Origin of the sequence: uncultured Cyclobacterium sp. (assembly GCF_963977555.1) — a bacterium.
Lineage (GTDB): Bacteria > Bacteroidota > Bacteroidia > Cytophagales > Cyclobacteriaceae > Cyclobacterium.
Genome location: NZ_CAXBPD010000017.1, coordinates 151,025 through 165,712 on the forward strand (window position 1 = coordinate 151,025; position 14,688 = coordinate 165,712).

The 14,688-nt window shown below is 41.3% G+C and carries 8 protein-coding genes; all 8 read left to right on the plus strand.

Annotated features, from left to right (window positions below; translation table 11 throughout):
• Positions 1-21 precede the first annotated feature (21 nt).
• The 8 genes from AAC073_RS19190 to AAC073_RS19225 all read left to right on the plus strand — a co-directional run bounded on the left by AAC073_RS19190 (position 22) and on the right by AAC073_RS19225 (position 14,032).
• Positions 22-3,090, plus strand: a complete 3,069-nt coding sequence (locus tag AAC073_RS19190; RefSeq protein WP_339925423.1) for a TonB-dependent receptor — start codon at positions 22-24, stop codon at positions 3,088-3,090.
• Positions 3,091-3,108: 18 nt separating this feature from the next.
• Positions 3,109-4,689 (plus strand): RagB/SusD family nutrient uptake outer membrane protein, encoded by a 1,581-nt coding sequence (locus AAC073_RS19195; protein WP_339925424.1) that lies wholly within the window; start codon positions 3,109-3,111, stop codon positions 4,687-4,689.
• 209 nt (positions 4,690-4,898) lie between these two features.
• Complete coding sequence (locus AAC073_RS19200; protein WP_339925425.1) at positions 4,899-6,611, plus strand: PQQ-dependent sugar dehydrogenase; 1,713 nt, start codon at positions 4,899-4,901, stop codon at positions 6,609-6,611.
• Between the two features lies 1 nt (position 6,612).
• The gene (locus AAC073_RS19205) at positions 6,613-7,470 is read left to right on the plus strand and encodes a sugar phosphate isomerase/epimerase family protein (RefSeq protein WP_339925426.1); all 858 of its coding nucleotides are present in this window, start codon (positions 6,613-6,615) and stop codon (positions 7,468-7,470) included.
• 87 nt (positions 7,471-7,557) lie between these two features.
• Positions 7,558-10,311 (plus strand): PVC-type heme-binding CxxCH protein, encoded by a 2,754-nt coding sequence (locus AAC073_RS19210; RefSeq protein WP_339925427.1) that lies wholly within the window; start codon positions 7,558-7,560, stop codon positions 10,309-10,311.
• Between the two features lie 41 nt (positions 10,312-10,352).
• Positions 10,353-11,819 (plus strand): glycine--tRNA ligase, encoded by a 1,467-nt coding sequence (locus AAC073_RS19215; RefSeq protein ID WP_339925428.1) that lies wholly within the window; start codon positions 10,353-10,355, stop codon positions 11,817-11,819.
• A 1,460-nt stretch (positions 11,820-13,279) separates the two neighbouring features.
• Positions 13,280-13,627 carry a cupin gene (locus tag AAC073_RS19220; RefSeq protein ID WP_339925429.1) on the plus strand — a complete coding sequence of 116 codons (348 nt, stop codon included), beginning with the start codon at positions 13,280-13,282 and terminating at the stop codon, positions 13,625-13,627.
• A gap of 6 nt (positions 13,628-13,633) precedes the next feature.
• On the plus strand, positions 13,634-14,032 hold the full coding sequence (locus AAC073_RS19225; RefSeq protein WP_339925430.1) for a group III truncated hemoglobin: 399 nt from the start codon (positions 13,634-13,636) through the stop codon (positions 14,030-14,032).
• The last annotated feature ends 656 nt before the right edge of the window (positions 14,033-14,688 follow it).

Consider the following 14,688-nt stretch of genomic DNA (forward strand, 5'->3'; position numbering starts at 1 on the left):
TAATACGTAAAAATAACCCCTATGAAAAAAAATTATTATTTATTAATGGTGATTTGGTGCTTGGCTGTTTTTAGTGCCCACTCACAGACCGTCGTCAAAGGGACGGTGTACAGCAATCCTAATGAACAGCCAGTACCAGGGGCTGCTATAGTCCCTGATAACAATACCAATCAAGGAACGATTACAGATATTGACGGGAATTTCTCTCTTACCCTAAGTGAGAATTCCGGTACAGTTACCATTTCCTTTATAGGGATGCAGTCGCAGACGCTTTCTTATAATGGCAATACGGAGCTTAATGTTTACATGGAAGAGTCTATCTTTAATATGGACGAAGTTGTAATGATTGGTTACGGAACTTCCAGGAGAGAAAATCTAACCTCCTCAGTGTCTTCAGTAGCTGGTTTAGATAAGATTAACAGCAGGCCGGTTACAAACCTGAACGACTTCTTACAAGGAAGTGTAGCAGGTGTCACTGTATTACAGCAAGGAGGAGACCCTTCAAGGGAGGGATTGATCGTTATTCGTGGAATTGGTTCTCTTTCTGATGAGAGACCATTGACCGTTGTGGATGGGATGCCTTATTATGGACCTCCGATTAATCCCAACGATATAGAATCTGTTTCCATTCTAAAAGATGCTTCTGCTGCCGCCATATATGGTGCTCAGGCTGCTTCGGGTGTTATCGTTATTAAAACCAAAGAAGGAGCATTCGGCAAACCTGTGGTTACCTTTGATGTGTATTCTGGCACCCAACAAGCAAGTAATTTACCTACTCCATTGAATGCCAAACAACAAGCTGATGTGTACAACTTGGCTGCAGACAATGCCGGAGCGGCCCGTCAGGCTGCCCATGATGGAAGCCAAAATCCTTGGGGGCAAACTACCCGAACCAATTGGATGGATGAGATTTTCAGAACAGCTTCTATTTACAGTGCCAATGTCAATGTAAGTGGTGCAAGTGAGACAGCCAATTATATGGGGTCTTTTGGTTACTTAAATAAGGAAGGACTTCTTCAGGGGACAGAATTTGAAAGGTATTCATTTAGGTTGAAAACAGATTTTCACCTATCAGATAAGGTGACAATAGGTGAAAACATTTATTTTACCAGATCTACTTCAGTGGGTACCAACTCAAGCAGTTCTTATTCAGGAAGCATTATTAGTGCTTTGTACATGCCTTCTGCTGCTCCAGTTTATGATGAAAACGGCATCTTTCATGGGGTAGTGCCTTATGAGCTTTCTCAATTTGCAGGTACCTATGGTGATGTATACAACCCGATGGGCCTTCTTCTTAGACCTAACACCAATAATCCAACCACTAATTTAAATTCTAATACCTATTTAAATTATGAGATTATCCCAGGTTTGTCCTTCAGAAGTACCTTTAGTTACAATCTTAATATGTCTAATAGTAAGCAGTTTAGTCCTAGGATTCCCGAGCTAGGAAGGACAAATCTGCAAAATTATCTTTATCAGGGCAATTCAAATACCCAAAGGTGGATATGGGACAATCAGGTTTCTTTTCAGAGACGGTTTGGCCTACATGACCTGAATGTTACAGCTGTCTACTCTTCTCAATTTACCAAAAGTGAATCCTATTTTCAAGAAGGTAGAGGATTCAGTAGTGAGGCGCCATTTAACCAATACATGAGTAATGCGGAAGAATTCATGACCCCCTCTACGGGTGTTTATGAAGATGCATTGACTTCTGCTATCGGTAGGGTCATGTACAATTATGATGATAAATACTTTGTTTCGGGAAGTGTAAGACGTGATGAGACTTCTCGCTTAGCGATCCAGAATCAATCAAGCATATTCCCTGCAGTTTCAGGTGCATGGAAGATTTCAGGTGAAGACTTCTTCAATGATGAAGCTGTCAACATATTAAAATTGAGAGCCTCTTGGGGTCAGATTGGAAACATTAATTCCGTAGGCTATTATTCTTTTGACGTGCCTTTAGGTACTCAAACGGTTATTTTAGGACAGGATGCTTCCCTTGATTACAGAGCGGTATATGCCAACAGACAGTCTAACCCCGACTTGAAGTGGGAAATATCAGAATCTACCAATATTGGTTTGGATGCAGGTTTGTTTGATAATAAGATTGACCTGACTTTAGATTATTTTGTTAAAACTACCAAAGGTATGATTCTACCAGGTTTGGAAGATTTACACCAAGGAACCACTGCAGCTGATGTGAATGGTGGAGAGGTGAGAAATTCAGGTCTTGAGTTTTCTGCAGGTTATTTCACCCAAATGGGCGAATTAAGTATTGGGGCAAGGGGTAACTTTAGTATTATCAACAATGAGTTAATAAACCTTGATGGATACAATAAAAGTAATATCAATTTTATTGCCCATAGTGATGAAGTAAGAAGCACACTTTACCCATACAGGTCAGAAGTAGGTCAATCATTGTATTCTACCTTTTTGGTGCCTTATGAAGGGATTTTCCAAACACAAGGTGAAATCGATGCCCACATTAAAGATGGTACGTTAATACAGCCTAATGCCAAACCAGGAGATTTTAAATTCACTGATGTAAACAACGATGGCAAAATTACAGACGAAGACAAGGTGTTTATGGAAAGTTATCTTCCTGATTTTACCTATGGTTTCAATCTAAACTTGGATTACAAAAGGTTTGACTTGAGCATGATTTTGCAGGGAGTGGCTGGTGTGAAAGTTTTTAATGGCTACAAATACACTGCCTTGAATGCTTCTCAGTCAGGATATAATTTGGACAATAGGGTATTAGATGCCTGGACTACAGAAAATACCGATTCAGACATTCCAAGATTGTCTACGAAGGATGATAATAGGAACTTCGGTACTGCTTCAAGTTGGTACCTTGAGGAAGCTTCATATATGAGGTTAAAAAACCTAACCATAGGTTACACGCTGCCACAGCAGTTTTTAGAGAAAATAGGGAAGAACAGCAATCTTCGCGTATATATTTCTACTGAGAATTTATTTACAATCACTAAATACTCTGGTATGGATCCAGAAGTCGGTGGTAAAGGTATGGACGTGGGTAGTTATCCGCTACCAAAAACGTTTACAGCAGGTCTTTCTCTTACCCTTTAATGCCTAACAGTGAAAAAAATGAAAAACACTTTATATAAGATATCAACATTAATTGCCCTTAGCTTAGGGCTGATGACGAGCTGCACAGATGAGTTTACCAATCTTGAGCCACTTGGAAGTACTTCTTATGAGAATTTCTTCCAAAATGAACAAGATGCGATAACCGCTGCGAATAGCCTTTATTTTTACATGAAGGATGAGGACATGTTTTCTAGAGGATTTTTCTGGTATATCAATGCATCGGATGATATGGTCACTGGTAGAATCAACGCTACTGCAGACAATATCAAGAATTTTAACATGACTGGAGATGAAGGCTATGCCTATTGGATGTATCCGCAGAGTTTTAAAATTATCCGTCGTGCGAATGATATTATACTCAATGTCCCAGACATGGACATTGCTACCGATTTGAAAAATCGGATTTTGGGCGAAGCTTATTTTATGCGGGCTTTTCATTATTTTTGGATTGCACATACATATGGTGATGATGTAAGTGGGGGTATCCCTATTGTCACTGAGGAAAATATGTTTGACGAAGCAGGTAGCTATTCTCGTCCTGCAAGTGTAGTAGAAAACTATGCGCAGATTGTAGAGGACTTAAAGAAAGCAGCAGATTTATTGCCTCTTTTTACCACTTATAGCGGTGAAGATATGGGACGTGCACACAAAGACGCAGCACTGGCCTATATTGCAAAGACCAACCTTTACTGGGCAGAATATGATGCTTCCAGATATGCTGAGGTCGTGACTTATGTGGATGCCGTTACAAATTCAGGCTCTAACAGAGACATTTATACTACCAATACCCCATCAGAAGATTTTAGGATGCTCCATAGCCACCTGAACAACTGGGGACCGGAATACATCTGGACAGTAGTGTCAGGCGTGAATGGAGGAAGCAAGCTTCCAGGCGTGTCTTTGGAAAATAAAGGTTGGGGAAAATACAACGGTTGGGGTTATTACATGCCTACAAATGAACTGTATGAAGAATTTGAAGAAGGAGATTATAGAAGAGAGGTTACCATATTAAAATTTGGTGATGATTTTAAATTCTTTGGAGAGGAAAGAAAGTATCAATCCGAAAACTCTCTTTCTGGTTTACAATTCAATAAATACCTATACGAGTACCAATTTGAAAATCCAATAGGTACTTATGTCAATTCCAATGGAAATGATCCAACGACCATTCTCAATGTGCCCTTATTAAGGTATTCTGAGCTTTTATTGTTAAAAGCAGAAGCATTGATTATGCAAGGACAAAATGGTGATGCTCCTTTGAACCGCGTAAGAGAAAGGGCTGGTTTAGCTCCTAAAACCAATGCTACCATGGAGGATTTAAAACATGAGCGAAGGGTAGAGTTAGCTGGTGAATTTGCCAACAGACATTTTGATTTGGTGAGATGGGGCGATGCAGAAGCTGCTTACAACAAGCCGCTTCACGGTCGTCTTCACTCGGATAGAGCAAATCCAAACTCATCTTATACTATAGGTGAAGTTTGGCCAGCAAGGAATTTCGACGCCAGCACTATGGGGGTTTGGCCTATTCCAACCCGTGTGGTAAGCTCTTCAGGAATTGACCAGAATAAAGGATGGTAAACATTGATTTAGAATAAAATAATTGAAGGGGCTGTTGAAAAACAAGCCCCTTTTTTATTGCTCTTAGTGTGAAAAATACACAAATAATTGACTTAAAAATGATTTATTTCAGCCATTGATAAATAAGGTTTTTTTTATATAACGATAATAAAGTAGATTGGGTCCGTATTTTAATTGATTAAATCCCATTTTGACAGTACCATTAATTTATGAACCCATTTTATAACCTCTTGTTTCTCCTGTTTTTTACAGTTTTTTGTTGGTCATGTAGTTCTAAAGACAAACCTTTGGAAGAATTGATTCCCATGGATCAAACCAGCCTGGAAGCCGGAGAAAATTTATTCCAGGCAAATTGCAGTAGTTGTCACGCCTTTGATAAGAATGGTATTGGACCCCAACTTGGAGGCATCACCAAAGAACAATCCCTTGAATGGATGCGCTCTTTTATTCAAAACCCTACTGAAATGATTGAAAAAGGCGATGAGAGAGCCAAGAAAGTCTTTGACAGGTACAAGACTTATATGCCTTCTTTCAATCATTTAGAAGAAAAAGAATTGGACAATATTATTGCCTATATGCACCAGCATGAAGCACCGCCAGAGAATTTAGAAGCAGTAATGGATTCTATAGGAAACCCAATACCTGAAAAAATACCCATGTCTGACCTGGTTGTTAACCTGGAATTGATCAGTACTATTCCTGCTTCTGCAGAAAAAAAACCCGTTACCCGTATAGCTAAAATGGACTATCATCCGGTAACCAAAGACATGTACATGTTGGATTTACGGGGTAAAATGTACCTAATGGAAGGGGCAAAATCCACGTTATATCTTGATATGGCTAAGGAAATGCCTGAATTTATAAATCAACCTGGCCTGGCCACTGGTTTTGGCAGTTTTGCCTTCCATCCCAATTTTGGTGACAATGGTTTGTTCTATACCAGCCATACCGAAAAACCTCATACAGTACCTGCTGATTTTGCCTTCGGAGACAGTATTAAAAGTGACATGCAGTGGGTGGTGACAGAATGGACAACAAACGACCCGTTACAAATACCCCTCAATACTTCTGAACACAGAGAATTGTTTAGGATAGACATGGCGTCTGCTATTCACGGCATGCAAGAAATTACTTTCAATCCACTTGCTAAAAAAGGAGACAAAGATTATGGCTTACTCTATATAGGAATAGGTGATGGAGGATCTGAAGGAAGGGGACATGCCTGGATTTCTTATGGAGCCACTCAACCTTGGGGAGCAGTTTACCGGATTGATCCACAAGGAAATAACAGTAGTAATGGCAAATACGGAATCCCTGGAGACAATCCCTTTGTAGGGAATGACAAAGATTGGATGCCTGAGATCTATGCACATGGTTTCAGGAATCCACATAGAATTACCTGGACAAAGGGCGGTGAAATGCTTGTTTCCAATATTGGTCAGGGGCAAATTGAATCCCTTTACATGCTTCGTGCAGGAGATGATTATGGTTGGCCTGTTAGGGAGGGGACCTTTAAATTAAAACCAGAAGACGATTCTAACATGGTTTTCCCTTTGCCTGAGAATGAGGCATCCTTTGGATTTACCTATCCGGTAGCCATGTATGACCACGATGAAGGGAATGCTATTTCAGGTGGTTATGAATATACAGGGACAGAAGTACCAGGCTTGAATGGGAAATATCTTTTTGGAGACATAACCAGAGGGAGACTATTTTATGTAAACATAGCCGATCTTGAAATAGGCAAACAGGCGCCAATTTATGAATGGACAGTTGAATATGAAGGCGTCTCTATACCCCTTGAAAAATTGGCAGGAAGTAGAAGAGTGGACCTCCGATTTGGCAAAGATGCCAGTGGAGAAATGTACCTTTTTACCAAAGCAGATGGGAAAGTCTATAAGATGGCAAGTGTAAAAAATTAAAATGAAAAAGATCAGTCGACGTAAAACAATATTCACCTTAAGTGGTATGCTTTCTTTGACTCCACTGTGGGGGATCGGTGAGCGAAAGCCTAAAATCCGTATTGGTGCTTGTGACTGGTCGATCGGCAAAGCTTCTGAGCCTAGTGCATTTGCACTGGCCAGAGAGATAGGTTTGGATGGAGTTCAGGTAAGTTTAGGGAATGTGGCAAATAACATGCACCTCCGACAAAAAGAGATGCAAAAAACCTACCTTAAGGCAGCAAAAGAAAACAAAGTAAAAATCGCCGGACTGGCAATAGGTGAGCTCAATAGGGTGCCCTACAAATCTGCTCCTGAAACTGAGGCTTGGGTTTCGGACAGTATTGATGTAGCCACGGTATTGGGTTGCAAAAATGTCTTATTGGCCTTTTTTTCAGCTGGAGACCTAAGAAATGATCCTGCCGGGAAAGCAGAAGTGATTCGTAGATTAAAGAAAGTTGCCCCCAAGGCGGAAAAAGCCAATGTGGTTTTAGGCATTGAATCTTGGCTTTCTGCTGAAGAACACCTGGAGATTTTAGCAGAAGTGGGTTCTTCCCATGTCAAGGTCTATTATGATTTGGCCAATGCTACAGAAATGGGTTATGATATTTTTAAAGAAATAGCCCTCTTAGGGGCTGAAAATATCTGCGAAATTCACTTTAAAGAAAATGGGCAATTGCTTGGGCAAGGGAAGGTGGATTTTGAGAAAGTAAAAGTAAGCCTCGATAAAATAGGCTATAATGGTTGGTGCATCATGGAAGGAGCCATTCCAAAGGGGATGGAGGTACTCCCGGCTTATCGAGAAAATCTCAACTTTGTTTCACAACTTATGAAATCTTAAATAATGGTAAAGTGGTCGATCTGTTGCAGTGTTTTATTCCTTGGGTTGTTTTCTTGCAACACCGGAAACCAACAGGAAGTCCAACCAATGTTATTTGTTCCGGAAGGATTGGAAGTAAATGTATGGGCCGAAAGCCCCTTATTCTATAATCCTACCAATATGGATGTAGATGCCAAGGGGAGGTTATGGATCACCGAAGGGGTCAACTATAGGGATTTTCGCAATGCCGATGGTCACAAGGTTCAAGACAAAGGTGACCGAATAATGATCTTGGAGGACACAAATGGCGATGGTAAAGCAGATGCTTCAAAAGTTTTTGTTCAAGACACCTTATTGAGAAGCCCTTTGGGTATTGCCGTTCTTGGCAATCAGGTAATCGTCTCCTGTTCTCCCAACGTAATTATCTATACAGACGAGGATGGAGATGATATTCCTGATAGCAAAGAGATTTTTTTATCCGGATTTGGAGGAAAAGACCATGATCATGGACTTCATGCCGGACAGCTAGGCCCAGATGGGAAATGGTATTTTATTACAGGAAATGCAGGGCCACATCAAGTGGCAGGAAAAGACGGTTGGACCCTTCGCTCAGGAAGTGTTTACAATGAATATACCCCATACAGTACAGAAAATCTACCCTCCCAAATCAGTGATGATGGGCAAATATACAACGGTGGCCTGGTTATTCGAATCAACCCGGATGGCACCGATATGGAGGTAGTGTCGCATAATTTCAGAAATGCCTTTGAAGTTGCTGTAGATTCCTATGGGAATATGTGGCAGAGTGACAATGATGATCAGACGGCCTCTTGCAGGACTACATGGTTAATGGAAGGAAGCAATGCAGGCTATTTTAGTGAGAAGGGGGACCGGACATGGCAAGCGGACAGAAGGCCAGGGCAAACAATCGCCGAAGCGCATTGGCACCAACATGATCCCGGTGTTTTACCCGTCGGTGATGTGTATGGTGCAGGATCCCCTACCGGTATGGTGAGAATTGAGGAGGATGAATTGGGAGAGCAATTCAGAGGGCTCTTGTTAAGTGCTGATGCTGGAAGAAATATTATTTTTGGCTATCAACCTGAGGTAAAAGGTGCCGGTTATCCCCTTCAAAATAGACAAGCCTTTGTTTCTTCAGTTGACCAAGACAATACTGGTTATATCTGGCATCAGGTGGAGGAAGATACCCGGAAATGGTTCAGGCCAAGCGATGTAACAGTAGGCACTGACGGTTCGCTGTTTATTGCAGATTGGTATGATCCTATCGTGGGAGGCCATCAAATGAGGGACACAGTGGGAGAGGGTAAGATTTACCGCATTGTTCCAAAGGACAAAAAGCTTACCGTACCAAAGATTGATTTTTCTACCACAGAAGGTCAATTGATCGCACTTAAAAATCCTGCGGTTCATGTGCGTGCTTTTGCCATGCAGAAATTAAAAGAACAAGGTGCTGCTGTTTTGCCTGAACTGGAAAACATTATACAGAATGGCGACAATCCTTTTTACAAAGCCAGGGCAATCTGGACCATCGCAGGTATGGGTGAGCAAGGGATCCATTCAGTTTTGCCCTTGCTAAAAGATGCAAATCAGGAAATCGTATTGACCACGCTCAGGGCTTTGGCTACCTATGCGCCGGATCAATTGCTCGAAAAGGGATTAATGCTGGCCAATGAAAGTTCACCATTGATCAGAAGAGAGCTGGCCTTATTGCTAAGGGACGAAGATTGGGAAAAAACTTCCGAAATCTATGAAGAATTAGTCAACCGATATGATGGGATTGATCCTTGGTACAGAAATGCATTGGGCATAGGGATGAAAGACAATGCTGAAACCTATTACGGGGCCAATGTGGCTTCTATGGATCCAGCAAAATGGAGTTCTCAAATTGCCTCTCTGGTATGGGAGTGGCATCCCAAAGCTGCAATCCCCGCTTTGAAAGCCAGAGTAGAAAACAAGGACTTAGAAATTGATGAAAGAGACCTGGCTTTGGAAACCCTGGCTTTTATTTTCGAAAAAGAGGCAGTGGAGGCAGTAAAGCTAGCAGCTGAAACGGAGGGGGTACTTGGAGAAAAAGCCCAATGGTGGCTTCAATTCAGAAAATACAATGAGTGGAGTACTTTCCTGCAGGATTGGGATTCTCAAATTGTTTTACCTGATGCCCAGCCCGATTTATTGGCGTTAAAAGCGCAACTAAAAGACAGTTTAAGCAACCAGGAACAAAAGCATCTTACATTAACGCAATTGGCGGAAAACCCTGTGGGTAGACTCCATTTGGCTTTGATGGGGGCAGAAGGCTTATTCAAAAATGAAGAATTGGATTTTTCAGCTGTAACTAAAGATGAGAAAAGGCCCTCAGTGCTTAAAGTATTGAGGCATTATTTTGGAGGAGACCAGGCAATTGATGAAGAAGAAATTTTAGCCCTAGGCAAAGACCCTGTAGCAGGCAAGGTAAAAGCCATACAAAATTGTGCTGCCTGTCATAGAATAGCTGGCTCAGGCAATGAAATAGGTCCTGACCTGAGTCAAATCGGGCAAAAGATGGATTACCCAACCTTAGTCAACACCATTGCTGAACCTGATGCAGCCATAGGCTTTGGTTCGGAAGCTTATTTGATTGCGCTTAAAAATGGAGCGGTACTTTTAGGTTTATTACAAGCTGCAGGGCCGGTGGTTACGGTGCTGGATTTTCAAGGAAAACGACATGTTTTACCTGCAGAAGAAGTGCTGACCAGAAAACAGCTACGAATAAGTCTGATGCCAGGACCTTTAGAAATGGATCTTAAGGCGCAAGATATCGCAGATATTGCTGCTTTCCTGATACAAAGCCATACCAGTAACTGAAAAACCTTGTAGAGTATAGGTTTTTGCTTAATTTTGCGCCTATGGCAAAATCAGGACAAAAGCAGGAATCCGGCCTGCTAAAAGATATCATTGCCCATGCCAAAGAGTATGGGTTTGTTTACCCTTCATCTGAAATTTATGATGGGCTTCAGGCGGTGTACGATTACGGGCCTTATGGGGTAGAGTTAAAGAACAATCTTAAAAGGTTATGGTGGGAATCCATGACCCGACTCAATGGCAATATCGTTGGTTTGGATGCAGCTATTTTTATGCACCCAACTACCTGGAAAGCTTCCGGCCATGTGGATAGTTTTAATGATCCAATGGTGGACAACAAAGACAGTAAAAAGCGCTACCGAGCGGATGTACTGATCGAAGAAAAAGCTGCTGGCTATGAAAACGAGGGCAACCAAGAGAAAGCGGATAGCCTTTTGGCTACCATGGGGCGTTTGTTGGAAGAAGAAGATTTTACTGCCCTTCGCGAATTTTTAATTGAAGAGAACATTACCTGCCCTGTAAGTGGTACCACCAACTGGACCGAAATAAGGCAATTCAACCTTATGTTCTCCACCCAAGTGGGTTCTGTATCAGAAGATTCAAGCACCATCTACCTAAGACCGGAAACGGCTCAGGGGATATTTGTAAACTTCTTGAATGTGCAGAAAACGGCCAGAATGAAAGTTCCTTTTGGGATTGCGCAAATAGGAAAGGCTTTCAGGAATGAGATTGTTGCGAGACAATTTATTTTCAGAATGCGGGAATTTGAACAAATGGAAATGCAATTCTTTGTTCGTCCCGGTACCGAACTAGAATGGTACAAGCACTGGGCGGATACACGTATGAGCTGGCACAAGGCTTTGGGTATTCCTGAGGAAAACCTAAGAAGACATGACCATGAGAAGCTGGCACATTATGCCAATGCTGCTTTGGATATAGAATACAAATTCCCTTTTGGATTCAAAGAGGTGGAGGGAATTCACTCCCGAACAGACTTTGACCTAAAGGCCCATCAGGAGTTCAGTAAAAAGAAGCAACAGTACTTCGATCCTGAGATCAATCAGAATTACATTCCTTATGTAGTCGAAACGTCTATTGGAGCAGACAGGTTATTTTTGATGACCCTTTGCAATGCCTTTACCACGGAAGAAGTGGAAGGAAAATCGAGGGCTTATTTGGCACTTCACCCTGCATTGGCACCGGTGAAAGCGGCCATTTTGCCATTGACCAAGAAAGATGGCTTACCTGATAAAGGAAAAGCGATTTTTGATCAATTGAAATATGATTTCAATATCATCTACGAAGAAGCCGGATCCATAGGAAAACGCTATACAAGGCAGGATTTGATAGGTACTCCATTCTGTATTGCCGTAGATCACCAGACCTTGGAAGATGACACGGTAACCATCCGTCATAGAGACACCACCGAACAGGAGCGTGTGCCAATTGCTGATTTGCATGGCAGGCTTGCTGCGGCATGTAGTTTCAGAAATGTTTTCGAAAAAATATAAAATTCAAATTTCATAAAAGTAAAAAGACCGGCCCAACAGCCGGTCATTTTTTTGGTGTTGTCTTCCAATCGGATTGGCTTATTCAGCAGTCAATTCACGTTCCCGCAACTCCCCCTTGACAAGGGGGCAGTGCCTGTCCCGACAGAATCGGGAAGGATTATTACGGAAATGTTATTGTTTTTCAAGCTGGAATTTTAAAATATTTACGTCAAAAATCCCCCTGAGTCCCCCTTTTGAAAGGGGGAATTCGTAGTCATTAAGATTTTCGGGTACATATCTGAATTTAAATTGAGTCAGCTCGTTTCAATTGAATACCCGTGTTCATAAGCCAGCCAAATAACCGGTCCCTTCACGAAGCCGAAGGAGTAGGTATAACGGACACGTTGGCCTAAGGCTTCGGTTCCGCTCAACTTTCGGCAGAATTAGCAATTCAACATTAATATCAACTTTTATCAAACTATGTCAGCCGTATAAGTTATTCGATTCCAATTTCTGGTATCACTTAAGCCTAATTATAGAAAGAAGCGAGGTGGGCATGCCAGAGAACAAGGCAGCGTTGGCCCTTGTGGGGAGAAGTTTTCTGCTGGCTTGATTTTTCTGCAGATAAAAGGTAAGATTACCACACCCTCACCTCGCTCAATTCATCTCAAAAGGGTTCGAAATGAAGTACTTACAGAAATGAATTGCTCACTAATTTCATTCTTTTTAACAATAAAACAGACCTGAAGGGTCTGAACAATAATAGCCGTGGGTGACAACCCACGGAATGGAAATACCTACCCTATTCCCAACACTGAAGGTGTTGAACATACTATAATGAGGGCTTGTTCAACCTACTCCGGGGTTGGAATATTGATAATACATTTGCTGTCCACGGGTTTCACCGTGGTTATTGTTGGTGAAGCCTGTCAGGCTTCCTTAGTTATTCTGGAGTTTAGAAGATTATTTAGTTTCAATAAGCAAACCGCATTAACCGGTTCCTGAGCGGAGCGGAGTAGGTATGATGAACACGTTGCCCTAAGGCTTCGGCTCCGCTCAGCCGCCGGCAGGAAAGGAACTCATTCAGCAGTCAATTTACGTTTCCGCAACTCCCCCTTGACAAGGGGGCAGTGCCTGTCCCGACAGAATCGGGAGGGATTATTCTGACTTTTCAAGCTGGAATTTTAAAATATTTACGTCAAAAATCCCCCTGAGTCCCCCTTTTGAAAGGGGGAGTTCGTAGTCATTAAGATTTTCGGGTACATATCTGAATTTAAATTGAGTCAGCGCATTTCATTTTAATACCAGCCATATAACCGCCGGTAAAAAATAAACGGAAAAAATTGAACGTATTTTATATAGATCTTGTAATACTTGTAGAATAATAAAAGATAAAAACATCCTTTATTATTTAGATGAGTTGGGGTACCTTAATAAGGTATTGATAAATAAATTGAGTTTGAATTTAAAGTACAGGAAATATGGAAGTTGCATCATTTAGTGAAGCTTTACAATTTGGAGATAAGATCAGTACCAAAGTGATTTTGGAATCTTCATTTTCCAAAGAAATACGCATCCTCTTGAAAGAAGGTCAGATAATGAAAGAACACAAAACCAAGTTTCCAATTGTGGTTCAGGTCTTGGAGGGAGAGATTGACTTTGGAGCTGAAGGAGAGATTCACAATTTTAAAAGTGGAGGTATAGTGGCACTAGAAGGGAATATTCCACATGACCTTACTGCTAAAAAGGACAGTGTGATTCGCTTGAGCCTTTCAAAGCTGGATCAGGTGGAACGTGTAGTGAATGTTGTCAAGGAATCAAATAAATAAAGCCTGATGAAACCGATTGAAAACCGCAAAGACATCAATGTGCTGGTGAATGCATTTTATGCAAAAATCAGAAAAGACGAAGTTTTGGGTCCCATTTTCAATGGACATATTGAGGAAGAAAGATGGCCGGATCACCTGGAGAAACTAACTGATTTCTGGGAAACGAATCTTTTTGGAGTGATTAAGTTCAAGGGCAACCCTACGCTCAAGCATATCAATGTGGACAAAAATTTAAACCATACCCTAGAGCAAAAGCATTTTGGAATCTGGCTGCAGTTATGGTTTGAGACAATAAATGAGCTGTATGAAGGAGAATTGGCTGATAAAGCCAAAGAGTCCGCCCGAAGGATGGCCCATTTCCAGTTTATAGCCATGTGGAACAAAAGGCCTGTAGATGCCAAATAGGGGTGAATGAGAGATTATTTACCTACTATTTCAAGCTGAAATTTTAAAATATTTGCGTTAAAAATCCCTCCCGACTATGTCGGGACAGGCTCTTCGCCCCCTTTTGAAAGGGAGAGTTCGTAATTATTAAAATTTCCGGGTGCGTTTCTGACTCTAAATGGAATCAGCCCGTTTCAATTCTACCAATTCAGCAGTCAATTCACATTGTTGCAACTCCCCCTTGACAAGGGGGAAATAGGGGGATTTCTACAAGTTGTCCTATTACTTAAATCTGTAATTTTAAAATATTCAAAATTAAAAAGAAGTTCTTTTAGTGCCATTTTTAAGTCCCCAAGCATCAATAAATGCTCCTATTTCCTGAAGATAAAATGGCATAGATTTCTGCCACACCATTATTTCGCTCAATTCATCTCAAAAGGTTTAGAAATGAAGTGCCTGCATAAATGAATAGCTTGCTAATTTCATTCTTTTAGCAAAAAAAACAGACCTGAAGGGTCTGAACAAAAATAGCCGTGGGTGGCAACCCACGGAAAGTAAATACCTACGCTGTTCTCAACACTGAAGGTGTTGAACAAACTATTATCAGGGCATGTTCAACCCACTTCTATGTTGCTTTCCTAATTTCCGAGAACATTTTTTTCTTGAAAAAGTTCTTT

What these genes read in the sequence shown, in the direction of transcription:
- AAC073_RS19205 (WP_339925426.1), top strand. Translation starts at nt 6,613, where the DNA reads ATGAAAAAGATCAGTCGACGTAAAACAATATTCACCTTAAGTGGTATG.
- AAC073_RS19220 (WP_339925429.1), top strand. Translation starts at nt 13,280, where the DNA reads ATGGAAGTTGCATCATTTAGTGAAGCTTTACAATTTGGAGATAAGATC.
- AAC073_RS19200 (WP_339925425.1), top strand. Translation starts at nt 4,899, where the DNA reads ATGAACCCATTTTATAACCTCTTGTTTCTCCTGTTTTTTACAGTTTTT.
- AAC073_RS19225 (WP_339925430.1), top strand. Translation starts at nt 13,634, where the DNA reads ATGAAACCGATTGAAAACCGCAAAGACATCAATGTGCTGGTGAATGCA.
- AAC073_RS19215 (WP_339925428.1), top strand. Translation starts at nt 10,353, where the DNA reads ATGGCAAAATCAGGACAAAAGCAGGAATCCGGCCTGCTAAAAGATATC.
- AAC073_RS19195 (WP_339925424.1), top strand. Translation starts at nt 3,109, where the DNA reads ATGAAAAACACTTTATATAAGATATCAACATTAATTGCCCTTAGCTTA.
- AAC073_RS19210 (WP_339925427.1), top strand. Translation starts at nt 7,558, where the DNA reads ATGTTATTTGTTCCGGAAGGATTGGAAGTAAATGTATGGGCCGAAAGC.
- AAC073_RS19190 (WP_339925423.1), top strand. Translation starts at nt 22, where the DNA reads ATGAAAAAAAATTATTATTTATTAATGGTGATTTGGTGCTTGGCTGTT.